19 protein-coding genes and 1 tRNA gene are annotated in these 23,200 nt (G+C 69.0%); 13 read left to right on the forward strand and 7 right to left on the reverse strand.

The annotated features are described in order from the left end of the window. Positions 1 to 29: 29 nt before the first annotated feature. Both ACFV15_RS32740 and ACFV15_RS32745 read right to left on the reverse strand, forming a co-directional pair. A complete protein-coding gene (locus ACFV15_RS32740; RefSeq protein ID WP_378355223.1) occupies positions 30 to 683 on the reverse strand; it encodes a class I SAM-dependent methyltransferase in 654 nt (217 codons plus the stop codon). Further along, positions 680 to 1,603: an SDR family NAD(P)-dependent oxidoreductase gene (locus ACFV15_RS32745; RefSeq protein ID WP_378355247.1), complete on the reverse strand. Its 924-nt coding sequence runs from the start codon at positions 1,601 to 1,603 to the stop codon at positions 680 to 682. Before ACFV15_RS32745 ends, ACFV15_RS32740 begins: the two co-directional genes overlap by 4 nt. An 86-nt stretch (positions 1,604 to 1,689) precedes the next feature. Here ACFV15_RS32745 and ACFV15_RS32750 point away from each other — a divergent pair, with 86 nt between their 5' ends. Further along, positions 1,690 to 2,274 carry a TetR/AcrR family transcriptional regulator gene (locus tag ACFV15_RS32750; RefSeq protein ID WP_378355225.1) on the forward strand — a complete coding sequence of 195 codons (585 nt, stop codon included), beginning with the start codon at positions 1,690 to 1,692 and terminating at the stop codon, positions 2,272 to 2,274. Between the two features lie 88 nt (positions 2,275 to 2,362). Further along, positions 2,363 to 3,196 (forward strand): glutamate ABC transporter substrate-binding protein, encoded by an 834-nt coding sequence (locus ACFV15_RS32755; protein WP_378355226.1) that lies wholly within the window; start codon positions 2,363 to 2,365, stop codon positions 3,194 to 3,196. 39 nt (positions 3,197 to 3,235) lie between these two features. Here the strand turns inward: ACFV15_RS32755 and ACFV15_RS32760 are convergent, their stop codons facing one another. Next, the gene (locus ACFV15_RS32760; protein ID WP_378355227.1) at positions 3,236 to 3,751 is read right to left on the reverse strand and encodes a DUF4232 domain-containing protein; all 516 of its coding nucleotides are present in this window, start codon (positions 3,749 to 3,751) and stop codon (positions 3,236 to 3,238) included. Between the two features lie 229 nt (positions 3,752 to 3,980). Here ACFV15_RS32760 and ACFV15_RS32765 point away from each other — a divergent pair, with 229 nt between their 5' ends. The 6 genes from ACFV15_RS32765 (at position 3,981) to ACFV15_RS32790 (ending at position 10,299) form a co-directional block, all read left to right on the forward strand. Beyond that, positions 3,981 to 6,017 carry an MDR family MFS transporter gene (locus tag ACFV15_RS32765; RefSeq protein WP_378355248.1) on the forward strand — a complete coding sequence of 679 codons (2,037 nt, stop codon included), beginning with the start codon at positions 3,981 to 3,983 and terminating at the stop codon, positions 6,015 to 6,017. 8 nt (positions 6,018 to 6,025) lie between these two features. Then, positions 6,026 to 6,979: an aldo/keto reductase family oxidoreductase gene (locus ACFV15_RS32770; protein ID WP_378355229.1), complete on the forward strand. Its 954-nt coding sequence runs from the start codon at positions 6,026 to 6,028 to the stop codon at positions 6,977 to 6,979. 66 nt (positions 6,980 to 7,045) lie between these two features. After that, positions 7,046 to 8,479, forward strand: coding sequence for an FAD-dependent oxidoreductase (locus ACFV15_RS32775; RefSeq protein ID WP_378355231.1), 1,434 nt, complete (start codon positions 7,046 to 7,048; stop codon positions 8,477 to 8,479). Further along, positions 8,476 to 9,513 (forward strand): hypothetical protein, encoded by a 1,038-nt coding sequence (locus ACFV15_RS32780; protein ID WP_378355233.1) that lies wholly within the window; start codon positions 8,476 to 8,478, stop codon positions 9,511 to 9,513. Before ACFV15_RS32775 ends, ACFV15_RS32780 begins: the two co-directional genes overlap by 4 nt. Positions 9,514 to 9,524: 11 nt before the next feature. Further along, positions 9,525 to 10,145, forward strand: coding sequence for a TetR/AcrR family transcriptional regulator (locus ACFV15_RS32785; RefSeq protein WP_378355234.1), 621 nt, complete (start codon positions 9,525 to 9,527; stop codon positions 10,143 to 10,145). A gap of 79 nt (positions 10,146 to 10,224) precedes the next feature. Beyond that, a tRNA-Val gene (locus ACFV15_RS32790) sits at positions 10,225 to 10,299 on the forward strand. Between the two features lie 71 nt (positions 10,300 to 10,370). On the opposite strand, the gene ACFV15_RS32795 is transcribed toward ACFV15_RS32790, so the two are convergent. The 4 genes from ACFV15_RS32795 to ACFV15_RS32810 all read right to left on the reverse strand — a co-directional run bounded on the left by ACFV15_RS32795 (position 10,371) and on the right by ACFV15_RS32810 (position 16,765). Beyond that, positions 10,371 to 11,063 (reverse strand): hypothetical protein, encoded by a 693-nt coding sequence (locus tag ACFV15_RS32795; RefSeq protein WP_378355235.1) that lies wholly within the window; start codon positions 11,061 to 11,063, stop codon positions 10,371 to 10,373. A 122-nt stretch (positions 11,064 to 11,185) separates the two neighbouring features. Further along, entirely contained in the window at positions 11,186 to 14,161 is a 2,976-nt protein-coding gene (locus ACFV15_RS32800; RefSeq protein WP_378355236.1) for a glycoside hydrolase family 3 C-terminal domain-containing protein, read from the reverse strand. Between the two features lie 381 nt (positions 14,162 to 14,542). Further along, positions 14,543 to 15,568 carry a LacI family DNA-binding transcriptional regulator gene (locus ACFV15_RS32805; protein ID WP_378355250.1) on the reverse strand — a complete coding sequence of 342 codons (1,026 nt, stop codon included), beginning with the start codon at positions 15,566 to 15,568 and terminating at the stop codon, positions 14,543 to 14,545. Positions 15,569 to 15,688: 120 nt separating this feature from the next. Beyond that, entirely contained in the window at positions 15,689 to 16,765 is a 1,077-nt protein-coding gene (locus ACFV15_RS32810; RefSeq protein ID WP_378355238.1) for a substrate-binding domain-containing protein, read from the reverse strand. A 160-nt stretch (positions 16,766 to 16,925) separates the two neighbouring features. Here ACFV15_RS32810 and ACFV15_RS32815 point away from each other — a divergent pair, with 160 nt between their 5' ends. From ACFV15_RS32815 to ACFV15_RS32835, 5 genes are read left to right on the forward strand one after another with little or no spacing between them, the layout of a single operon-like run. Continuing rightward, entirely contained in the window at positions 16,926 to 18,239 is a 1,314-nt protein-coding gene (locus ACFV15_RS32815) for an ABC transporter substrate-binding protein (protein ID WP_378355240.1), read from the forward strand. Then, the gene (locus ACFV15_RS32820) at positions 18,239 to 19,111 is read left to right on the forward strand and encodes a carbohydrate ABC transporter permease (RefSeq protein WP_378355241.1); all 873 of its coding nucleotides are present in this window, start codon (positions 18,239 to 18,241) and stop codon (positions 19,109 to 19,111) included. Before ACFV15_RS32815 ends, ACFV15_RS32820 begins: the two co-directional genes overlap by 1 nt. Before the next feature lie 41 nt (positions 19,112 to 19,152). Continuing rightward, positions 19,153 to 19,962 (forward strand): carbohydrate ABC transporter permease, encoded by an 810-nt coding sequence (locus ACFV15_RS32825; RefSeq protein ID WP_378355251.1) that lies wholly within the window; start codon positions 19,153 to 19,155, stop codon positions 19,960 to 19,962. Then, the gene (locus ACFV15_RS32830) at positions 19,959 to 20,969 is read left to right on the forward strand and encodes a hydroxyacid dehydrogenase (protein WP_378355243.1); all 1,011 of its coding nucleotides are present in this window, start codon (positions 19,959 to 19,961) and stop codon (positions 20,967 to 20,969) included. Before ACFV15_RS32825 ends, ACFV15_RS32830 begins: the two co-directional genes overlap by 4 nt. Continuing rightward, the gene (locus ACFV15_RS32835) at positions 20,966 to 22,921 is read left to right on the forward strand and encodes a DUF2264 domain-containing protein (RefSeq protein ID WP_378355245.1); all 1,956 of its coding nucleotides are present in this window, start codon (positions 20,966 to 20,968) and stop codon (positions 22,919 to 22,921) included. The genes ACFV15_RS32830 and ACFV15_RS32835 overlap by 4 nt, the downstream gene beginning before the upstream one ends. Positions 22,922 to 23,200 lie beyond the last annotated feature (279 nt).

Here is a 23,200-nt window from a genome sequence, read left to right on the forward strand (position 1 = left end):
GGGCCGCCGGACGGCTCAGGCGGCCGCACTCAGGGTCGCTGCGCGACGAGGACGACGGTCGGGCCGATCGGCCCGTCAGGAGGAAGCCGGAGGTCGGCCGTGAGCCGCAGCCCTGCCTGCTCGATCAACTTGATGAGCTGCTCAGGCCGCCACAGGTGAGTCGTCCAGCTGACCGGGACTCCCCCGTAAGCCTCAGTGCGCTCCATGTCGCCGTCACCGACATGCGTCGCGATCATCAACTGCCCCTGCGGCTTCAATGCCTTCGCGAACGAGGACAACACCTGCGGCAGGACGTCCCGAGGCAGGTTGAACAACGACCACCAGCCCAGCAGCCCGCCCCAGGACGCCTCGGCCAGCTCGAGGTCCGTCGACGACCCGACGCTGAACTCGCAGTCCGGATAGAGGCGCCGCGCGTGCTCGATCATGCGTGGCGAGAGGTCCACGCCCGTGACGTCGACGCCGCGTTCGGCCAGGTAGGCCGTGACCGTGCCCGGTCCGCACCCGACGTCGAGCACGGGGCCGAGTCCGCCGACGGCGTCGGCGAACACGTCCATCACGGCGCGGAACCACGGGTGGGTGCGGATGTCGCCGAGACCCGTCGTCTGGACCATGTCCACGTAGTTGTCGGCCACGCGGTCGTAGGAATCACGAACGACCTCAAGATCGGCAGGGCGCGAAATCATGGTCGGCACTCTAGGGGGTCGACGCCGGTGAGGTCGACGCTGGCGGCCCACACGCGGTCCGCGAGTTCGGTGTCGGCGAAAAGCCCTTGGACGGGCTCGATCCTGGGTTTCCCACGAAGGCCGAACACCCGTGGCCCCAGCAACTGGCCACCCTGGACGGCGGGATCGAGCACCGCGCGCACGGCAGGCCACGCGGCTGTTTCCTTGCCCTGCAAGAGAATGCCCGCAGGCAAGCCGCGCAGCCGTTGGCCGGCGGTCCGGACGTGGAACGGCGGACGCGACGGGGTAAGGGAATCGAGCGCGCCGCCGGGGTGGTTCACCACGCTCGACGTCGTACTGCCCGCGGCGCGGAGACGGCGGTCGAGTTCGAACCCGAACAGCATCTGCGCGAGCTTCGAGCGCGCGTAGGCGTCCTTCGGCTGGTAGTCGCGGGCGGACTGGAGGTCGCCGGGGTCCAGCCGTGCCGACTTCGCCGTGAAGCTGCCGGTCGTGACGACGCGGCCGCCCGACAGCACCGGCGCCAGCCTGCCGATCAGCGCGAAGTGGCCGAGGTGGTTGGTGGCGAACATCAGCTCGTGGCCATCCCGGGTTTCGCGCCGCCGCGGTTGCTCGAGCAGCACACCGGCGTTGCACACGACCGCGTCGAGGCGGTCCAGTTCGTCCACTGTGGACTTCAGCGACGCGAGGTCGGAGAGATCGAGCTGGAGGTGGCGTACCCGCGCACCGGGGACGCGGGACCGGATCGAGGCCATCGCGGCCTCGGCCTTCGCGGTGTCCCGGCTGCCGAGAATGACGGTCGCCCCGGCCCCGGCGAGCTGCTCGGCGACGAAGTATCCGATGCCCGCGTTACCCCCGGTGACCAGGAAGTTCTTGCCGTCGGCGCGCGGCAGCCGACGGACGTCCCACTGCTGGGTTCGGATGATGGCCCCCTAAATAATCGGAGTGACTCCGAAATTATAGCGGTTCTGACTTCGGAGAGGATTCGACGGGCTAGTACCGTGGCGCCATGGACCGAACGCAGACCCCAGGGCGGCGCGAGCGCAAGAAAGCCGCCACGCGCCAAGCACTCGCCACCGCGGCACGGCGGCTGTTCCTGGAGCGGGGGTTCGACAAGGTGACCGTCGCCGAGATCGCCGAGGCGGCCGACACCGCGGTATCGACGCTGTTCGCGCACTTTCCCGGCGGGAAGGAGGCGCTGGTACTCGGCGACAGCGCCGAACGCGAACGCGCTTTGACCGCCGCGGTGCGCGATCGGCCGCCGGGTGTCTCGATCTCGCAAGCCTTGAGGGACTTTCTCGCCACGCGAGGACCGTTCGACCCCGATCCCGACCCGAAGTCCCGCGCGATCGCGGACCTCGTGGTCTCGACGCCTGCGCTGCGCGCCTACGCGAGGACACTGTGGACAAGCTGCGAAACCGCGTTCGTCCACGTCATCGCCGAGCAGACCGGCCACGACCCGAGTGACTTGTCACTACGCCTGTTCGCCCGCTATGTCTTGGAAATTCCCGACATCGCGGGCACGGAGCCGGATCCGCCCGCCGCACTGGACACGGCTTTCGCCCACCTTCAACGTGGCTGGCCCGGCCTGTAACGCATGGTTCGCGTCGGAACCGCCGACGAACGCCGGCTTTCGTGCAATCGTCACCTCGCCCGGCGAAGACCGAATACGATCCTCGCCGATGAGGCTGGGACGATCATGGCGGGCCACGATGGCCGCGGCGCTGGCCGCCGCGACGATGACCGGCTGCGGTGGCGAACCCCCTCCCCCAGGGGACGTGCTCGCCTCGGCGGCCGCGGGCAAGCTCACCATCGGCATCCGGTTCGACCAGCCCGGCATGGGCCTGAAAACCCTGAACAAGACCTACGCGGGCTTCGACATCGACGTGGCCAGGTATGTGGCCGCGGAGCTCGGCGTCGCCCCGGAAGACATCACCTGGCTGGAAACCCGGCCGTCGAACCGCGAGAAGTTCATCGTCGGCGGCGCGGTGGATTTCGTCGTCGGGGCCTACACGATCGACGAGGAGCGCAAGCGGCAGATCGACTTCGCCGGCCCGTATCTGCCGGTCGGCCAGGATCTGCTGGTGCGGCGCACCGACACCTCGATCACCGGGCCGAAGTCGCTCGACGGCAAGAGATTGTGCTCGGTGAGCGAGTCCACTTCGGCCCAGTACGTGAAGGACACGTTCGCCCACGAGACGAAACTGGTGGAGTACAACCAGTATTCCGACTGCGTGGCCTCGCTGCTCGCCAATCTGGTCGACGCCATCACCACCGGCAACGCACTGCTCAGCGGCTACGCCGGACAGCATCCGGAACTGCTCAAAGTGGTCGACAAACCGTTCACCCAGCGCTTCTACGGCATCGGCCTGCGCAAGAACGACAACGCGAGCCGGTCGAAGATCAACGAGGCGCTGCGGAAGATGATCTCGACGGGCGCTTGGCGCGCTTCGCTGCAGGCCAACCTGGGCCCGTCCGGCTACACGATCCCGCCGCCACCGACGATCGGCGAGTGACGCCGGCCCCGGTCGACGAGGCCGGCTTCCCCCTGGCGGTCAGGCCGCCGAGACGGCGGTGACCTCGACGGACTTGCCCTTCAGCGGCGCGCCCGCCGGCCAGCCGACGGTGACGGTGTCCCCGTCGGTGATCGGCAGGTTCAGGTTGACCACGCTGGGCACGAAGGTGACCGGCGCCTGCGAGGCCATCAGGATCCGGGACTCCGCAGGCTTGCCGGGCTGGATGTTCACCGGAACGCTGCTGTCGCCGGACGGGTCGTCCGGGACGACGACGATGCCGCTGCCGTCACCCTCGCTGTGCCCGCTGCCCTTGGTGAAGGTGACCGCGGTCGGCACACCCTGCAGCTTGCAGTTGGTGTGCGCGCCCGCGGCGACGTAGTGGATCACGTAAGCCTGCTGGCCTGCCGCCGACGAAGAATCCGGCGTGACCGAGGCTGTGAGGTCGGAGATGTCGCACGGCTTGTCCGACGGGTTCGCCGAAGCCGCGGGAGCCAGCAGTACGACCCCCGCGGTGGCGACGGCGAGACCGGCGACTGCCTTGAACCTGGTGTTCATCTGATTCTCCTCAGTAGTGCGAATCGAGATCGATTCACCGTTTGCGCCCTCACTGAGAAAGATGTTCACCAAGCCTGCTGGATGCGTCCGGATGACCTTTGCCTCACCGGCGCAACCCAGGCCACGGCCACACGTCACCCGGTGCCCCCGGATCGGGTGATCATCGGAAGCGGAGTGAGCCGGTTCGCCCGACGTTGAGCAGTCTGAACGTCAGGGAGGCCCGATGACCATGACCGCGACCGCGGAGCGGCAGGAGAGCGCGCCGCCGGAGCTCAGCCGGAAACGGGTGAACGCGGTGTTCGCCGCGGTCACACTCGGGATGCTGCTCGCCGCTCTGGATCAGACGATCGTGGGCACCGCGCTGCCGACGATCGTCGGCGATCTCGGCGGCGCCGGGCACCTTTCGTGGGTGATCACCTCGTACCTGCTCGCCGAGACGATCATGACGGTCGTCGTCGGCAAGCTCGGTGACCTGTTCGGCCGGAAGCTGATGTTCCAGCTGTCCGTGCTCGTGTTCACCGGCGGCTCGTTCTTCTGCGGGTTCGCGAACGACATGATCTGGCTGATCGTCGCGCGGGCCGTGCAGGGACTCGGCGCAGGCGGGCTCATGGTCACCGCGACCGCGCTGGTGGCCGACGTCGTGCCGTTGCGCGACCGAGGGAAGTACCAGGGCGCGCTCGGTTCGGTGTTCGGCGTGGTGACCGTGCTCGGGCCGATGCTGGGCGGGCTGTTCGTCGACCATTTGTCGTGGCGGTGGGCGTTCTACGTCAACGTGCCGGTCGCGGTGATCGTGCTGATCGTCGCCGCGAGCGCGATGCCGAGCGTGAAAGCCGTGGTCAAACCGGTGATCGACTACCTGGGAATCCTGCTCATCGGGCTCGCCGCGACCGGGCTGACGCTGGTCACCAGCTGGGGCGGCACCCAGTACGCCTGGGGATCGCCGACGATCATCGGCATGGCCGCCGCCTCGGTGGTGCTGCTGGTGGGGTTCGTCTTCGTCGAGAAGCGCGCGCAAGAACCGACGCTGCCGATGCGGCTGTTCCGGAACCCGGTGTTCACGGTGTCGGCGATCCTGAGCTTCGTGGTCGGGTTCGCGATGCTCGGCGCGCTGTCGTACCTGCCGACGTATCTGCAGTACGTGCACGGGATCTCGGCGACGAACTCCGGCGTCCGGATGCTGCCGATGGTGCTGGCGCTGCTGGTTTCCGGGATCATCGCGGGCAACCTGGTCGGCAAGACCGGGCGCTACAAGATCTTCCCGATCCTCGGCGGCGTCGGGCTGACGCTCGGGCTGTATCTGCTGTCCACGCTCACCGCGACGAGCGGCTTCTGGGAGATGTCGGCCTACCTGGTGGTGCTGGGTCTCGGAATCGGGCTGAGCATGCAGGTGCTGGTCATCGTCGTGCAGAACACGGCCGAGTACCGCGACCTCGGCGTCGCGACCTCCGGCGTCACTTTCCTGCGCTCGCTGGGATCCTCGTTCGGCGCGGCGATCTTCGGCACGATCTACGCCAACCAGCTGGCGCCGAACATGGCGCGCGCCGCGGCCGAACATCCGCTTCCTCCAGGACTCAACCCGCAGGCCGTCCAGGTGCCCGCCGCGCTGCACCAGCTGCCGCCGCCGGTGTCGGCGCCGTACATCCAGGCCTACAGCGATTCACTGCATTCGGTGTTCCTGTACGCCGCGCCGGTCGGGCTGGTGGCGCTGGGGCTCGCGTTCTTCCTCAAGGAGGTCCCGCTGCGCGACACGGCGCGCGCGGGCGCTCCCGATCTGGGCACGGGGTTCGCGATGCCCGATCCGAGCGATCGCGACCAGGATCTGGAACGCGCCGTCGGCAGAGTGCTGGCCAAGGAAGGAAAGGCCGCGTCGCCGCGCATCATCGCGCGATCCGGGTGCGAGCTCGACATCGGCGGGCTGTGGTGCGTCGGGCAGGTCCGGATCAGGGAACGGCGTGGCAAGCCCGCGACGCTGGCGGCGGTCGGCGAACGGTTCGGGATCCCGCCCGAGGTCTTCGAGCCGGTCTTCTCGAAGCTGGAGCTGACGGGCCACCTGACCTACCAAAGCGGCCGGTGGTCGACCACCGAACTCGGGCTGGTGGAGCTCGACAAGCTCATCGAGGCCTGGAAGAACTGGCTGGCCGAGCAACTGCGGGACTGGGGGCCGGAGGGCCGTGAGGAGTTGCACGCCGCGCTGGGCCGCGTCGCGAACCGTATTCTCGATCAAGCGACCGATGATCGGCCTTACGGCAAACACGCGTACGCGTAGGAGACTTCATGGTGAGTGCAGCGCCGCCGGCGCCTCGGGCTTGGTACGGGTGCATGGGGCTTGGCGGCTCCTGGGACAAGCAGCCCTACGAGCCGAGGGACATCGAGGCCGCCGAGCTCGCGGTGAGCACCGCCCTCGAGGTGGGGATCACGGCGTTCGACCACGCCGACATCTACCGGTTCGGCAAGGCCGAGTCGGTGTTCGGCGAGCTGATCGCGCGGGATCCGGGGCTGCGCAAGCGAATCGTCCTGCAGACCAAGTGCGGTATCCGGCTCGCCGAGGACGGCATGCCGGGGCACTACGACCTGCGTGGCGCCTCGATCCTCGAGCGGGTCGAGCGGAGTCTCGCCCGGCTGCGCACCGACCACGTCGACGTGCTGCTCCTGCACCGGCCGGATCCGCTGGCCCGGCCAGAGGAGGTCGCCGAAGCGTTGACGAAACTGCGTGACCAGGGGCTGGTGAAGCACTTCGGTGTCTCGAACATGAGCGCCGAGCAGATCCAGGACCTCGAAGAGCACCTGGACTTCCCGCTGGTCGCGAACCAGCTCGAGATGAGCCTCGCCAGCCGCGCCTGGGTGGAGGCCGGCGTGCTGGTGAACACGGCCGAAGGCGCTTCGGTCGGGTTCCCGTCCGGCGTGACGGAGTACTGCCGCAGACGCGGCATGCAGATCCAGGCGTGGGGAGCGCTCGCACGCGGACGCTACAGCGGGCAGCAGGAGACAGAGGCCGAGCACGCCACGGCGGAGCTGGTTTCGGCCATCGCCACGGCCAGGGAGACGACGCCGGAGACCGTTGTGCTCTGGTGGTTGCAGCGGCACCCGGCGCGGATTTCACCGGTGATCGGAACGACCAATCCGGACCGGATCCGCGCATGCGCCGATTCCGTTCGCCGTGAGCCTGAGTTGTCCCACGAAGAGTGGTACCGGCTCTGGATTTCAGCACGCGGCAACGCGCTTCCTTGACACGCACCTCACGTCATTCATACATTCAAGGGCACTTTGTATGATTGACGTGGGGAGCTGGTCCGTGTGGAGCTCGGCAAAACCGCAGTCGTCCTGGGTGGCAGTGCCGCAGGCCTGTGTGCCGCGGGCGCGCTCGCGCCGCACTTCGAGCAGGTGCTGGTGCTGGAGCGCGACGAGCTACCGGCCGCAGCCGAGCACCGCCGCGGCGTGCCGCAGAGCAAGCATCCGCACTTCCTGCTGAACTCCGGCCGTCGGGCGATCGGGGCACTGTTCCCCGGTTTCGAAGACGACCTCATCGCCGCGGGCGGGCTGCATCTGATGCCGTCGATGGACGCCGCCTACCTCGACGGACCTGGCTGGTCGGCACGCAAGCGCAGCGCGATGACGATGATCTACAGCTCGCGGATCCTCATCGAGCGCGTGCTACGCGACAAGGTGCGCGAACTGGCGAACGTCACCATCCGCGAAGGCGTCACGGTCACCGGCCTGACCACCCGCGACGGCGCGGTCACCGGCATCGAAGTCGGTTCCGAGCACATCGGCGCCGACTTCGTGGTCGACGCGCTCGGGCGTGGATCTTCCGTCGGCGACTGGCTGGTGGCGGCGGGCTGGCCCAAGCCCGAGGTGCGGACGCTCGACGCCAAAGTCACCTACACCTCGCGCTGGTACGACCTGCCCGCCGACCGGCCGGCGTCCTGGTGGTGGCGGCACCTGGTGATCATGCCGACCCAGGACAAGGGCGAGCACCCCGCCGAGCACGAGTTCCTGGTCAACTTCTTCCCGATCGAGGGCAACAGGGTCATCGCCTGCATGGGCTCATGGGGACTCGAAATGCCGCGCACCACCGACGCGTTCGCCGAATCGGCCGCCCGGGTGCGGACCCCGCTGTTCGCGGCCGCGATGGACCGGTGCGAGCCCACCTCGGCAGTGCATCTGACCAGGTCGACCGGCAACAAGTGGCGTCGCTACGACCGCTGGAAGACGCCGCCGCGAGGCCTGGCCTTCATCGGCGATTCGATCTGCGCGTTCAACCCGTTCTACGCGCAAGGCATCAGTTCCGCGGCGGGCTCGGCGCTGCTGTTGCGCGAGCACCTCTCCGGATCCTTCGACGCCCGACGATTCCTTGCGGCACAACGAAAACTGCTCGCTGTTCCCTGGCGCCTGGCGATGGCGAGGGATCAAGGTTACGCGTGCGCTTCCGGCACCGAGACGCTCCCCGAATGGCAGCGCCGCGTCGTCGCGGCCATGTCCGGCCCGGCGTTCAGCCTGATCGTCGGCGCCGCCCGCGAGGACGACGTGGTCGACGAGCACTTCGCGAAGGTGTTCAACCTCGACGAGTCGCTGGGCGAGATGATGCGGAACCCCCGCGTGCTCGCGGGTCTCCTCCGTTACCGCGTCCGCGCCGCACTGGGCAGGCACCGCGTCCCCTTCGGCTTCGATCCCCGCGCCGAGCCCCCTGCCGTCGACTACTCCCCCGCGACGACCGCGGCCGCGCGATGAGCGCCGTATGCGGACCGGAGGCCGAGGCCGTCACCCGCGGTCTCGGCTTCGACTGCCACACCGTCTCACCCGTAGTGTCAGTCCGCTTCCCCTGGGAGCTAGCGCATCCGACCATGCCGCTGCTCGAGCTGCTCATCATCGGCGGCGCGATTTTCGCACTGGCGCACGCACTCCGCCGCCACCGCGACGGCGATCCCGTCAACCTGGCGCTGTGGTGCGCTTCCCTGGTCTACCTGTTCGTGATCGAGCCGCCGCTGTACTTCCCGGAGTGGTTCGGGCTCGAGCGGCAGTACGGGTTCATCTTCGCCCACAACCAGTTCACCGTGCAGTTCATGTGGGACAGGCTGCCGCTCTACATCATCGCGTTCTACCCGGTGATCAGCCAGCTCGCGTACGAGCTGATCAGGTCGCTCGGCATCTTCCGGCGCCGCGGCCCCGCGGCCGGTTCCGTGGCAGTCGCGTTCGCGTGCCAGGTGTTCTACGAGGTCTTCGACCAGCTCGGCCCCCAGCTCAAGTGGTGGGCGTGGAACATGGACAACCACCTCGTCAACCACCCCGCGCTGGCGTCGGTGCCGATGAACAGCATGCTGCTGTTCGCCTCGGTGTCCATGGGAGCCATGACCTACCTGGTCGTCCGCCTCACCAGCGGCAGGCACGGCTGGTCACTGGCAGCGCGCACACTGGTGGCAGGCATCCTGACCCCGCCGACCATGGCGATCGCCGGCATCCCCGCGAGCTTCTTCGATGCCAAGGCCTGGGTACTCGGCATCGAGCTGGCCGTGGTCTGGCTCGCGGGCGCCTGGATCGTCCTGTCGAATCGCGGCCCCGCCGAGCCATTGTCCCCGTTCGTCCGCACCTACCCCGCCGTCTACCTGGGCGGGATGGCCGCCTTCTGGATCAGCTCCCTGCCTGCGGACGAAGGCACGCCGGTCGGAAGCAGACCCTACGCGCTCGCCTGCTTCATCGGAGCCGGTCTGCTGCTGGCCGCGCTGTATCGGGCGAGTCGCACGGCACCGGCGGCCCTCTCTCGGTAAAGATGGTCCGCATGGGGCACCACGGCTGGCAGGGCAACCCACCTCGCACCGAAGAAGAGGCACGCCGCCGCATCGTCGAAGCGGCGACGGCCTGCATCGACAGGGCAGGTCTCCCCAAGACCAGTCTCTCCGACGTCGCCACGGAAGCGGGCATCACCCGCCAGACCGTCTACCGCTACTTCCCCAGCCTCGCCGACATCCTCCGCGCCGTCGCCATGGCAGGCGTCGAGGAGTTCGCGGCCCGCATGGAACGCCACCTCTCCTCGTTCGGCACCCCCGCGGAAGCCGCCGTCGAATCGGTGGTCTTCGCCGTCCGCGCGGTTCCCGACGAGCCCTACCTGGGCCTCCTCTTCCAGGCAGGCGAGGCCGACTTCATGACGGCCGGAGTGACCTCTCCCCTGTCCTTCTCCCTCGGCGCCCGCATCCTCCGCAACCTGCCTGTCGACTGGGCGGCGGCCGGAGTCCCCGACGCCGACCTCGAAGGCCTCGCCGAGATCCTCATGCGCCTGTTCATCTCGTTCCTGCAGTACCCGTCGACCCCAGCACTCACCGACGACGAGCTACGCGCGCTGGTCCGCCGGTGGATCGGCCCGGCGTTGAGTCCTTCGTGGACAGGCGGGTTTGGGGTATAGCACCAGAGTTGCCTCGGCCGACTACGGGGGTGGGCTTCGGGGGTCCCCCGGGCTTGGTAGTGTTTCCTTCAACAGCAAGGCGCGTTTAGCTCAGCGGGAGAGCGCTTCCCTGACACGGAAGAGGTCACTGGTTCAATCCCAGTATCGCGCACCATAGGTCTCTTTGCCGGTGGCTCGTGAGTGTTGCCGACGGTTCTCACCGCCGGCAACACTCACGAGCCCTGCCTAGCTGGAAGACACCGAGTAGCTGTTGGTGGTGAAGTTCATGCCACCCGACGACGAGGTGATCTCGAAGCCGAACTGGACCTCGCCGAGTGTCACGTCGCCGAACCAGCCCTTGCTCTTGATCCAGTTCATCACCGCGAGGATGTCGACCGAACCGGCGTTCGTGTTGCCGGTGCGCAGGAACGAGAACACCGCGTTGGCGCCGTTGCTTCCCTTGTAGACGTCCCAGGTGTGCCCGCCGACGCTGACCGTGGTCTGCTTGCTGCCGATCGCACCGACCGCGCCCTGCTTGTTCATCCACAGCATGATCTCGTAGGCGTTGTTGTTCGCCCAGATGTCATAGGCCGCGGTGTAGGCCCCGCTGCTGGGACGGGAGACGTTGAAGTTGCTCGTGACCGAGCGCAGGCTGCTCAGCGACCTGCCGATGTTCTTCGCGGCGTGCGGATAGGCCTTGACTCCGCCGGTGTTGGGGTGGTTCGCGTAGACACCCCAGTTGCTGTAGGAGTTGGCCCAGATCGACTGGGAACCCGCGCCGGAGCCCCAGACGTCATTGCGCACGGTGTAGCCGCCGTTGGACCACGATCCCCACTTGTCCGTGGACGACCAGGTCGCCGCCTGCGCGGGCGCGGCCGTGCCCGCGACCATCGCGAGCACGACGGCTGGGGCTAGTAGGTACCTCAGGAGTTTACGCATTTCTTCTCCTTTCCCGGACGCCATTGCCCGGGTCACCACGCCACCTCGGGGACCGGAGCGGCGAACCTTGGAGCTCGGAGGCGGGCCGGCGGCGTCAGGCCCGCCTCCGAGGATCGGAGGGATCAGCGCGTCAGCTGGAACCACGAGAGGGTGACCGGGGCGTCGAACGTGAGATACACGTCGTGCCTGCCGCCCGCTCGCGCCAGCTCGGCGCCGATCTTCTTGAAGGCGTACTTGTCGCCGGTGCTCGCCACTTCGACGGAGCCGAGCACCCGGCCGTGCACCGGGTCGTCGAGCCGCACGGTGATCCTCGCCGTGCCACTGCCGGATTTGGACGCCGCGGCGACGAACGTCCGCGCGGCCGGGTCGAGCTGGACGCCCTTGAAGGCGACCCAGTCACCCGCCTTCGCCGCGACCGAGGTGCCGGCGTCCTTCGCCGTGTCGGTCAGCGTGACGCCCCGGTAGTCGTCGAAGTTCTGCGCCTCCGTCTTGGCGCCGAGGTCGCGGGCAGGGATGTGTTCTCCGTGCACGAAAACTCCGACGCTCTGGGCGATGTCGGTCGCCGAGTGGCCGACCGAGAAGTCGTACCGACCGGTCTCGACGACGGACTTGCCGCGCGTGACGTCCCAGAACGCCAGGTCGGCCACGGGAACGCGCAACCGCACGGTCTTCGTCTGCTTCGGCGAGAGCGTCACCTTTTCGAACGCGCGCAGCTGCCGGACCGGCTGCTGCGCCCGCGAATCCCGAGCGCTCGAGTACAGCTGGACGACGTCGGAGCCCGCGCGGTCCCCGGTGTTCGTGACATCGACACTGACCTCGACCGTGCCTGCCGCGTCGGCGACCGGCCGGTCGACGCGGACGCCGCCATACCGGAAGGAGGTGTAGCTCAGGCCGTAACCGAAGGGGTACAACGGCTTCCCGCGGAAGTACTGGTAGGTCATGCCGGTCCTAGAGATGTCGTAGTCGAGGATGCTCGGCAGCTCGGCGTCGGAGCGGTACCAGGTCTGGGTCAACCGGCCGCCGGGGTTGTGGTCGCCGAAGAGCACGTCCGCGACGGCGTGCCCGGTCTCCTGCCCCGCGTGCGTCGTCCACAGCAGACCCGGCGCGGACTGGCTGTCCCACCCGGTGGTCGGGTAGCTGTTCTCGACCACGACGACCGTGTGCGGGTTGGCCTTCTGCACGGCCTCCACCAGCGCCTTCTGCTGCGGAGCGAGTTCGGTGCTGGTGCGGTCGTTGTCCTCACGGCCGTTGATGAACGGCATGCTGCCGACCACGACCACCGCGGTGTCCGCTCCCCGTGCGGCGGCCACGGCGGCGTCGACCCCGCTGTGGAGCACCTCGCGGGTGAACTTGGTCGCGTGTGCCACGTCGGCGGCGCCGATGGTGAGCGCGCCGTCCGCGCCGACGACGGCGAACCTGTTGGGGCCGAACCACGGCTGGCCGACCTCGTTGCCCGCGTACTCCAGCACGTAGCCGCCGTCCGGCTGCGGGTTGAGCTTCAGCTGCTGCTGGACGAACCAGCCGTTGGGCTGCGCGGCGTTGTTCACCAGCGCACCGCCCACATAGGACAGGTACTTGCCGTTGGCCGCGGTGCGCAGGGTGAGCTTGCCCGCGCCCCAGTCGAAGACGTCGAACGCTTCGGCGTTGCCCGCGCTGGTGCCGCTCGCGGCGAGCTTCGCGCCAGCCGGGTCGGTGGACGCGGTGAGGTACTTGCCGGTCGCGGGGTCCTTCAGCGCGATCCGGTCGACACCTTCACTGGACGCGACCGTGCCGCCCGCGCCGAGCCGCTCCTTGATGCCCTGCAACGGCGTGACCTTGTACGGCATCGTGCCGCCGTACCAGTCTTCGTACAGCGTGTCGGCGAGCGGGCCGACGACGGCCACCTTCTTGTTCTTCGCCGCGTCGAGCGGCAGCGCGTTCTTTTCGTTGCGCAGCAACACCATCTGCTCTGCCGCGGCCTTGCGTGCGAGTGCCTTGTGCTCCGGCGAATTGATCACGGACGGCGTGATGTTCGCGTACGGGTTACGGCCGGGCGGGTCGAACTCGCCGAGGCGGAACCGCAGCGACAGCAGGTGCCGGTCGGCGTTCTCGATGTCGGCGACGGTGAGCAGCCCCTGCGTGAGCGCCGACTTGACCGCGGTCGTGGTGATCGAGCCGTTGGTGTCGTCCACGGTGAAGCTGTCGACACCCGCCTTGATCATCGCGGCGGCGGCCTCCGGCTTCGTCGGGTAGTACTTCTCCGAGTCGACCAGGTTCCACGGCGCGCCCGCGTCGCTCACGACGGCGACGTCCTGCGGCGCCCACTTGCGCACGACCGCGTTGAGATCGGGGGACACCGTGGCCGGGCGGCCGTTGACCAGGTTGTACGAGGGCATGACCGCGTTCGCGGCGCCCGCGCGCAATGCCGGGCCGAAGGCCTGCTCGTCGTAGTCGTGCAGGATCTTCGGCGGCACCGAGGAACTGGTCGTCGTCCGGTCGACCTCGTTGTTGTAGGCCAGGTAGTGCTTCAACGTGGGCGCGGCCTGGAGATAGCGCGGATCGTCGCCTTGCATCCCGCGGCCGTAGGCGGTCGCGACCCGGCTGGTCAGGTACGGATCCTCCGAGTAGCCCTCTTCGTTGCGACCCCAGCGCGGATCACGCAGCAGGTTCACCACCGGAGCCCAGAGATTCAAGCTCCACAGGCCGGGGTTCTTCGCGTTGAACCCGCGCGCCTCCTGGCCGACGGCGGTCCCGACCTGCTTGATCAGCGCCGGGTCCCAAGTGGACGCCAGGCCGAGCGCCTGCGGGAACACCGTGCCGTCGGCGAAGACGACAGCGCCGTTGTGGTCGTTGTCGGTGCTCCAGCCGACGCCGTGCAGCGCCTCCGTGCCGGTCTTGAACTTCGCGATGCCCAGCCGGGGGATCGCGGGCTGGTACTGGTGCAGCAAGGAGATCTTCTCGTCCAGCGTGAGCCGGGAGATCAGGTCGCCGAGGCGAGCGGAGAGCGGGGCCGCCGGATCACGGAAGACGGGAGGCGCGTCGGCGAGAGCGGGCAGCGGCGCGATCAGTGACGCGACGAGAGGGAGCAGCAGTACTCGCCGAATCCGGGATCTACGCATGAACCGGCCTCCAGGGAAGGTGTTTTGTCGAATCGATTCGATTGCTTCGACGAAGCGCTGTATCGACTACAAGAAAGTGCAAAAACTATTGCATCCGTGTTACCGCGAGGTCAAGCGCTCGCCAAGATCCATTCCATAACGCCGTGACCAGCCCGATGTGCCGAATCGCCTGCGCATACCCATGCACGGTGCGGCATTCGACAATTTCGAGTGAGGGATTTCCCTGCCTTCACGCCGGAGCCGATCATGGCCATTGCGCAGGACGGCGGCGTGACCTACCGTCTCAGGTGTCGATACGCTTCGACGCGGTCGGCGCCGATCGGCGTGTCGTCCATCCATGCACGGATGCCGTCCATCCGCGTACCGCCGTCACCCCACCATTCAGGCCGAGGAGCGAATGGTGAGGGAAACCGGCAGAACCTGCCGCCGCGATGGCAGATCCCGGTCTTCGAGCAGCCGCGACAACGTCGCGACCATCACGTGGATCTGCTCACGCGGGTCCTGGTGGACCGAGGTCAGCGACGGCTCCATCGCGGGCGCGAGCGCGGCGTTGTCGTCGAAACTGACGACCGCGACCTCGTCCGGGATGCGACGTCCGGCCGCACCGAGGGTGCGCAGTGCGCCGACGGCCATCATGTCGCTGGCGACGAAGACGGCGTCGAGGTCGGGGCGCCTGGCCAGTAGCGCGGACATGGCGCTGGCGCCGCCGGAGAGGGTGAAGTCGCCTTCTTCGGCCAGGTCCGTGGGGTCGAGCCCGGCGTCGAGCAGTGTCTTGCGCCAGCCGGAGAGCCGGTCGATCGAGGCGCTCTGGTCCTGTGGCCCCGCGATGGTGGCGATGCGGGTGCGTCCGGTCGCGAGCAGGTGCTCGACGGCCAGCCTCGCGCCGCCCTCGTTGTCGAAGTCGACCACGTGCACGCCGCGTCTGATGCTCGCCGCCTGGCCGCCGAAGACCACCGGGATCCGCAGCGTCCGCAAGGCCTTCGGCAGCGGATCGGCCCGGTGCGGCGCGAACACCAGCGCCCCGTCGACGTGGCCGCCTTCGAGGAAACGCACCGTGCGGCCGAGGTCCTCCCTGGCGTCACTGAAGATCAGGACCATCTGACGGTCGATGTCGGCCAGCTCGCGGTACCCCGCACGCATCACCGCCGTGCGATACGGGTCATCGAGCAGCCTCGCCTCCGGCTCCGACAAGACCACCGCGACCGCGCCCGTCCGCCGCGTGACCAGCGAACGAGCCGCCTGATTGGGCGAATACCCCAGATCACGAGCAGCGGTGCGCACCCTTTCACGGGCAGCCGCGCTCACATAGGCGTCCTCATTCAACGCACGCGACGCCGTCGACCGCGACACACCGGCGAAAACCGCCACGTCCTCCAGAGTCGGCCGCCCGCCGCCTTCCGCTCGCAACTGCACGGCACCGCCTTTGCTCGACTCCGGCCACTTCCTCGCGGGAGCGCTCCCAGTTGATCTTCGCATCGAGCGCTCGGCTCCGTCAACAAAGCAGGTCGTGTGCACCCGGACCGGTGGTCAAAGAAGGACATCCATGACGGCACCGCAGGATTCCCGCACCACGAGAACCGGCCACAACTGCATGCGGTGCACCGGGCGCTCGGCACCTTCGGCCAGCCTGGCCAGCGCGAGTTCCGCGGCCAGCGCGCCGAGCCGGTGCTTCTGCGGGCGGACCGCGGTGAGCGGCGGATCCGAGACCGTCGCGACCTCGTCGTCGTAGGACACCACCGCCAGCTCACCGGGAACGGCGAGCCCGCTGTCGCGCGCCTGCTCGATCAGGCCGATGGCCTCACGGTCGGAATGCACCAGCAGCGCGCGGACTTTCTCGCGGCGGCAACGGGCGAGCACCTCGTCGTAGACCTCCGCCCAGCCCGGCGAACCGTAGGCCGGCACGTCGAAATCCGGGCCATGGTCGTGGCCGAGCGACTCGATCGTCTCGCGCCAGCCCGCACGCAGCGCGCGACTGGTCGGGCTGGACCGCGAAGTCACCAGCCCCACCCGGCGATGGCCGAGTGACACCAGATGCCGCACGGCCAGCCCGGCGCCGAGCGCGTGCGCCGTCGTCACGGCGTCCATGGCGAGAGTCGGCAGTTCCGCAGGCGGCAGGCGTTCGACGAGTATCACCGGCACCGCCAGCGACCCCAGCCAGCGCACCAATTCCAGCGAACCGCGCCCATCGGTGGCAGGCGCGACGAGCAGCGCCTGGACACCGCGTTCCAGCAGCTTGCCGACCTGACGGCGGTCCTCCCCGGCGTCATAGCTGGACGCGCGCAGCACCAGCCGTCCGCCCGCACCGGCCACTGTGGACTGCGCGCCCTGGATCACCTGCGGCCAGTAGTACTCCACCGACGGCGTGACCATGCCGATCAGCGCGCCTGGCGAGGCGCGCTGATCGGGCTGCGCGGAACGCGGCCGGACGAGGGTGACACCGCCGTGCACCCGCGCCAGCAGGCCGCGGTCGGCCAGCTCGGTGACATCGCGGCGAACGGTCACGGAGCTGACCCCGAGGCGTGTCACGAGGTCGGAGAGCCGGACCGTGCCATGCTGGCGCAGCAGGGAAAGGATGATCTCGTGCCGTTCCGCTGCCAACATCATCCGACCCGCTCCAGCGGGACCCGGCGCGCACTCGAACGTTGCCTCGGCACTCAGGGTCTCCTTTCGACTATGAGCACTTTTGATCGATTTTGATGCGATTTGTTGACTCGAACTATGCCACAGGGTGCAGTGACAGCCAGCACTTTCCACGGAGGAAGCAATGACGCCTCGAGGCCCGGCGGGCTTGACCCGTCGAAGTTTTCTGTCGGCCTCGGCCGGTATCACGGCGGGTGGCCTGCTCGGCGCCTGCGGGTCGCCCACGACGGCGTCCGGCGCCACCCGCGTGCGGATCTGGTCCTGGTTCACCGGGATGGACAAGTTCGTCGCCGCGTTCAACGCCTCGCAACACGAGGTCTCGGTCGAGCTCAGCGTGATCGCACGCGGGTTGTCCGGCGGCTACGCACAGCAGACCAACGCGTTGCGCGCCCACAACGCGCCTGACATCCTGCACGCCGAATACCAGGGCCTGCCGCAGCTGCTCACCACCGGCGGCCTCCGTGACCTCACCGCGGACCTGGCCGACCTCGAGCCCGGCTACTCCCCCGCCGCCTGGCGCGGTGTCCGGCCGGACGGCCGCACCTGGGCGGCGCCGATGGACCTGGCGCCGATGGTGTTCTACTACCGCAAGGATCTCTTCGACCGGCACGCGATCGCGGTGCCGCGCACCTGGGAAGAGTTCCGCGGCGCCGCCGAGGCCGTCCGGAAAGCGGACCCGGGCGCGCGGTTGACCACGTTCCCGCTCAACGACGGGTCCTTCTTCGCCGGAATGTGCTGGCAGGCAGGTGATCCGTGGTGGCAGGCCGACGGCGACGCCTGGCGCGTGAACGTCGACGGCGAGGGCACACTGCGCACCGCGGAGTACTGGCAGCGGATGATCACCGGCGATCTGGTCGCCGCGGTGCCCACCGGGGACCAGGGCTGGATCGGGGCGATGCACCAGGGGCGGTTGTGGGGCTTGCTCGGCGCGGCGTGGAGTGTCGGCACCCTCGGCAAATCCGTGCCACAGGACAAGAATCGCTGGGCCGTCACCACCATGCCCACCTGGGACGGCGTGCCGTCCACCGGGGTACAGGGCGGCAGTGCCTTCGCGGTCTCCGCCGAAAGCAAGGTCCCCGAAGCGGCGGTCAAGTTCCTGCGCTGGCTCAGCACGGATCCCGCCGTCGCGAAGATCGGGAGCACGTTCACCTCCCCGTTCCCCGGCTACCTGCCGAGCCGCGAGGCGGCCAAGAAGGCGTACAAGGGCGGCTATTTCCTCGGCGAGCCCGTCTACGACGTGCTGGACGAGGCCGCGCGCCGCGTCCCGGACTGGACGTGGGGGCCGAACGCTCTCGGCATGTTCTCCGTCGTCGTCGACCACATGGGCGGGGTGAAGACCGGCGGCTCGACCTTGGTCACCGCGGTCAGGCAGACGCAGGCGGACACCGTCGCGAACCTCAGGGCACGCGGAATCACCGTGCGGGAAGGGAAAGCGTGATGGCCGGCACCTCCACCCGCCGCGGCCGCGCCGGGCTCACGCTGGCCGCGCCCTTCGCGGTACTGCTGACCGCTACCGTGCTGGTGCCGATCCTCTACGCGCTCTACCTGAGCCTGTTCACGGATCGCTTGTCCGGCTTGGGCTTCTCCGGGCCGCACCAGGTGTTCGTCGCCTTCGGCAACTACCTCGAGGTACTCGCGGACAAGGCATTCCACGCCAGCCTGGGCAACGTGGCGCTGTTCGTGCTGATCCACATCCCGATCATGCTCGGCATGGCACTGGTGCTGGCACTGCTGCTCGACTCGGCCGTCGTGCGCCTGCGGCGGCTGTGGTCACTGGCGGTCTTCCTGCCCTACGCCGTCCCGACGGTGATCACCGGGTTGATCTGGGCGTACCTCTACAGCCCCAACTCCGGGCTCAGCGCACTCCTGCCGTTCGACCCGCTGGGCAAGACGGGGATCCTGCCGTCCATTGTGAACATCGCGACCTGGCAGTGGGTCGGCTACAACATGATCATCTTCTACACCGCGCTGCAGGCGGTTCCGCGTGACGTGCTCGAAGCCGCCCGCGCCGACGGCGCGGGCCAGCTGCGGAGCGCGTGGTCGATCAAGATCCCGATGGTGCGGCCGTCGATCTTCGTCGCGCTGGTGTTCACCGTCATCGGTTCACTGCAGTTGTTCACCGAACCGATGGTGCTGCGTGGTTTCACCGGCTCGGTGACGAGCGCGTGGTCACCGAGCCTCTATGTCTACGAGGCCGCGTTCACCGCGGGCGACTACGGCCGGGCGGCCGCCGCTTCCGTGCTGCTGGCCCTCGTCTCGGCTCTGCTCTCGGCGCTGGTCATGCGCCTGTCCGCCAGGAGGTCCCGTTGACCCGCTCTGCCGCCGCTTCGCGGTGGACGTCGCGCACGGTCGTGCATGTCCTGCTGGTACTCGCCTCGCTGTACGCGGTGGTGCCGCTGATCTGGCTCGTCACCTCCGCCACCAAGTCCGTCGGCGATTTCTCCACCACCAGCGCGTTCGAGTTCGGCCAGTGGAACCTCGGCGCGAACCTCAGCGCGTTGTTCTCCGAGGAGAACGGCGTCTTCCTCGCCTGGATCCGCAACTCGCTGCTCTACGCCGGGCTCGGCGCGGTGCTCGGGACGCTGATCTGCGCGGCGTGCGGATACGCGATCGCGAAGCTCGACTTCCCCGGCAGGCGCGCGCTGTTCGCGGCGACGCTGACCGGTGTGCTGGTGCCGACCACGGCGCTGGCGCTGCCGCTGTACCTGCTCGCCTCCCAGCTGCACATCGTGGGGACGTTCTGGGCGGTGTTCATTCCCTTGCTCACCAACCCGTTCGGGGTCTACCTCGCCAGGGTGTACGCCGATGCCGCGGTGCCTGGCGAGGTGCTCGAAGCCGCGCGCACGGACGGCGCCGGCGAGCTGCGGACGTTCTTCACCATCGCGCTGCCGATGATGCGGCCGGGGCTCGTGACCATCTTCCTGTTCCAGTTCGTGGGGATCTGGAACAACTTCTTCCTGCCGCTCGTGATGCTCACCGATCCGAAACTCTTCCCGATGAGCCTCGGCCTCTACCAGTGGAGCACCCGCGTGACCCAGTTCCCGCAGTACAGCCCGCTCGTCATCACCGGATCGCTGCTGGCGGTCGTGCCGCTGGCGGTCGCGTTCGTGGTGCTGCACCGGCAATGGCGTTCCGGGCTGGCGGCGGGAAGCGTCAAATGACCCGGCGCCCGGAAACCCTGCTGGTGCTGGGCCGCGACACGATGCGGCTGCAGTTCGGCGAAGCGGAGCTCGCGCGGCTGCGTGCCACGGCCAGCCTTGGCGAACCACTGTTCACGGACGAGCTGGGTTCGGCGTCGGTACGTGCGCGGCTGGCCGAGGTCGAAGTGCTGGTCACCTCCTGGGGCTGCCCGCCGCTCGGCGAGGCCCTGCTGCGGGACGCGCCGAAGCTGCGTGCGGTGCTGCACGCCGCGGGCAGCGTGCGTGGCCACGTCGGCGCCGCGCTCTTCGATCGCGGGCTGCTGGTCACCACCGCCGCCGGCGCCAACGCCGAGCCCGTCGCCCAGTACACGCTGGGCGCGATCCTGTGGGCGTTCAAGAAGGTGCCGTTCCTCGCCGCGGACGCCCGCGCGTTCCGCGAGGACTGGCGGTACCGCGAGCGGCACGGCGAGCTGACCGGGCGGGACCGCACCGTCGTGCTCGTCGGCTTTTCGCGGATCGGGCAGCGGGTCACCGAGCTGCTGGTGCGGCTGGCTCTGGCTCGGGTGCTCGTCGTCGACCCGGTGGTGGACCCCGCGCGGATCCGGGCGGCGGGCGCGGAACCGGCCACGCTGGCCGAGTCACTGCCGCTCGCGGACGTGCTGAGCCTGCACGCGCCGTCGCTGCCGGACACCCGGCGCATGATCGGCGCCGCCGAGCTGGCGGCGCTGCCACCGGGCGCGGTGCTGATCAACACCGCGCGTGGCGCGCTCGTCGACACAGCGGCGCTGGAACGAGCGTGCGCCGCCGGGTTGCACGCGATACTCGACGTCACCGAGCCGGAACCGCTGCCGTCCACGTCGCCGCTCTACGACCTGCCGACCGTGGTGCTGACGCCCCACATCGCCGGTTCACTCGGCTCGGAGACCCGGCGCATGACCGCGGAGGCGCTCGACGAGCTCGAACGGTATGCCGCCGGCGAGCCACCGCGGGACCCGGTCACCCGGCAGGCCTTGGCCGTGCAGGCATGAGCGCCCTGTCCCCGTACACCGGCTGGACGCGCGCGACCTGGGCAGGACTCGCCGACCGGATGCTCGCGGCGCTGGACCCGTACCGCTCACCCGCCGGTGCCCGGATCGACCTGCCGGGCCCTGCCAGCCGCAACGGCCGCGTTTCCGACGGACTGGAAGGTTTCGCGCGGACGTTCCTGCTCGCCGGATTCCGCGTCGCAGGGGAAAACGGCGAAGACCCCGGCAACCTGCTGGAGCGTTACGCGGAGGGGCTGGCCGCAGGCACCGATCCCGGATCGGCCGAAGCCTGGCCCCGGCCCGACGAGCTCGATCAGTCCAAAGTGGAGGCGGCATCGATCGCACTGGTGCTCCAGCTGACCCGCCCATGGCTGTGGGACCGGCTCGACGACCGGGTGCGTGAGCGGACGGCCCGCTGGCTGGCCGCGGTGATCCGCCAGCCGTACCCGCCGATCAACTGGGTCTGGTTCCGGATCGTCGTCGAGTCGTTCCTGCGTGAGGCTGGCGGCCCGTGGTCGGCCACCGACATCGAGGAGGACTTGGCCGTGCACGCCACGCTCCGGCGGCAGGGTGGCTGGCTCAGCGACGGTGACGAGCGCGCCTACGACCACTACACGGGCTGGGCCCTGCACGTGTATCCGTTGCTGTGGACACACCTGTTCGACGTGGTCGGCACCTTGTGCGCACCAGGGCTGCGCAAGCGGTGGGAAGCGGATCTCCAGGCATATCTCGAAGACGCGGTGCGGCTCGTCGGCGCTGACGGCTCGCCGTTGCTCCAGGGCCGCAGCCTGACCTACCGGTTCGCCGCGGCGGCGCCGTTCTGGGTCGGCGCGTTCACCGGCACCGGCCTGTCACCGGGGCTGACCCGGCGGGTGGCCAGCGGCATGGCGCGGCATTTCGCGAACCGCGGCGCCTTGGCACCGGACGGGCTGCTCGGACTGGGCTGGCATCGCGACTGGCCTGCCATCCGCCAGGCCTACTCCGGTCCCGGCTCCCCGTACTGGGCCACGAAAGGCATGCTGGGCCTCGCACTGCCCGCCGACCATCCCGTGTGGACGGACGTCGAGGAGCCGTTGCCGGTCGAGACCGGCGACGTGGCCCGTGTCGTTCCCACGCCGGGCTGGCTGGTTTCGGCGCGGCGGAGCGACGGCATCGTGGTCGTGCTCAACCACGGCACCGACCACGCCGTGCCCGGTGACCGCAGGTCGGACTCACCGCTCTACGCCAGGCTCGGCTATTCCACGGCCACGCTCCCGCCGCTGACCGGTCCCACCGTGGCGAACCCGCTCGACAACTCCGTGGTACTGCTCGACGAGCACGGCCTGGCGAGTCATCGCGCGGGATTCCTGACCTGCTACACGCTCGAACTGCCCGGCGGCGTACTGGCCGCCGCCTCCCGCGGCCCCGTGCGCTGGGTCGACACGAGCGAGGACCACTCACCTGATCACGGGTCAGGACGATCCGGCCCGGTGGTGCCCGGCCCGGTCATGACGGTCGTGTCGGTACTGCGCGACGGCATCGAGATCCGCCTGGTCCGCCTTGACACCCCCTCGCCCGCCGGCGTGCGTCTGCGGCTCGGCGGCTGGCCGGTGGCCGCCGACAGCGAACCGGTGACCCAGGTCGACCGCACCGCGGCGACCGCGCACGCGGGCGGCCTGCGCTCCGCGCTGCGCGGCCTGCGCGGCTTCGACACCGCCGAGGTCACCGTCGAGAAAGGCACTTCACCACTGGGCACCTGGACGGCCACCCCATCACTGTCCACAAAAGACATGCCGGTGACCGGCGCGGTGCTCGCCGCCGCGGTGGCACTCGACCGAGGCAGGCCGGACGCGCCGGACGTCGTGGTCGATCACGACGGCGACGAGGTCACCCTGACCTGGCCGGACGGCGCCCGCACGGTGGTCCCGCTCCCGGTCAACACGGATTCCGGCCGCGGCAGCCGGCCGGGGTCGTGAGTGTTTAGACCGGTTAGAACCGGCCGTACCACTCACGACTCGGCCTGGGTCACGTAGTCGGGCTCGCCGAACCACGAGTTGTGAAACTTACATCCCCGCGCGGAGTCGGACGCCGCGATTAGCGCCCTGCTCGAGCTCTTCGCTTGACGACGCCGGGAAATCCTGGTGCTGTCATACATATTCCCAATGGATTCGCTGTGTCCACTATGGACAAACGAAACCGGTGGCACGAGCCGCATCCCGCGTCTCGGAGAGGGTCGTGAGTGGTACGGCCGGTTC

Origin of the sequence: Amycolatopsis sp. NPDC059657 (assembly GCF_042734395.1) — a bacterium.
Taxonomy (GTDB): Bacteria; Actinomycetota; Actinomycetes; order Mycobacteriales; family Pseudonocardiaceae; genus Amycolatopsis.

Coding starts and splice junctions, on each gene's coding strand:
- ACFV15_RS32740 (WP_378355223.1), bottom strand. CDS start 683: ATGATTTCGCGCCCTGCCGATCTTGAGGTCGTTCGTGATTCCTACGAC.
- ACFV15_RS32750 (WP_378355225.1), top strand. CDS start 1,690: ATGGACCGAACGCAGACCCCAGGGCGGCGCGAGCGCAAGAAAGCCGCC.
- ACFV15_RS32755 (WP_378355226.1), top strand. CDS start 2,363: ATGAGGCTGGGACGATCATGGCGGGCCACGATGGCCGCGGCGCTGGCC.
- ACFV15_RS32760 (WP_378355227.1), bottom strand. CDS start 3,751: ATGAACACCAGGTTCAAGGCAGTCGCCGGTCTCGCCGTCGCCACCGCG.
- ACFV15_RS32765 (WP_378355248.1), top strand. CDS start 3,981: ATGACCGCGACCGCGGAGCGGCAGGAGAGCGCGCCGCCGGAGCTCAGC.
- ACFV15_RS32770 (WP_378355229.1), top strand. CDS start 6,026: ATGGTGAGTGCAGCGCCGCCGGCGCCTCGGGCTTGGTACGGGTGCATG.
- ACFV15_RS32780 (WP_378355233.1), top strand. CDS start 8,476: ATGAGCGCCGTATGCGGACCGGAGGCCGAGGCCGTCACCCGCGGTCTC.
- ACFV15_RS32785 (WP_378355234.1), top strand. CDS start 9,525: ATGGGGCACCACGGCTGGCAGGGCAACCCACCTCGCACCGAAGAAGAG.
- ACFV15_RS32795 (WP_378355235.1), bottom strand. CDS start 11,063: ATGCGTAAACTCCTGAGGTACCTACTAGCCCCAGCCGTCGTGCTCGCG.
- ACFV15_RS32800 (WP_378355236.1), bottom strand. CDS start 14,161: ATGCGTAGATCCCGGATTCGGCGAGTACTGCTGCTCCCTCTCGTCGCG.
- ACFV15_RS32810 (WP_378355238.1), bottom strand. CDS start 16,765: ATGATGTTGGCAGCGGAACGGCACGAGATCATCCTTTCCCTGCTGCGC.
- ACFV15_RS32815 (WP_378355240.1), top strand. CDS start 16,926: ATGACGCCTCGAGGCCCGGCGGGCTTGACCCGTCGAAGTTTTCTGTCG.
- ACFV15_RS32820 (WP_378355241.1), top strand. CDS start 18,239: ATGGCCGGCACCTCCACCCGCCGCGGCCGCGCCGGGCTCACGCTGGCC.
- ACFV15_RS32830 (WP_378355243.1), top strand. CDS start 19,959: ATGACCCGGCGCCCGGAAACCCTGCTGGTGCTGGGCCGCGACACGATG.
- ACFV15_RS32835 (WP_378355245.1), top strand. CDS start 20,966: ATGAGCGCCCTGTCCCCGTACACCGGCTGGACGCGCGCGACCTGGGCA.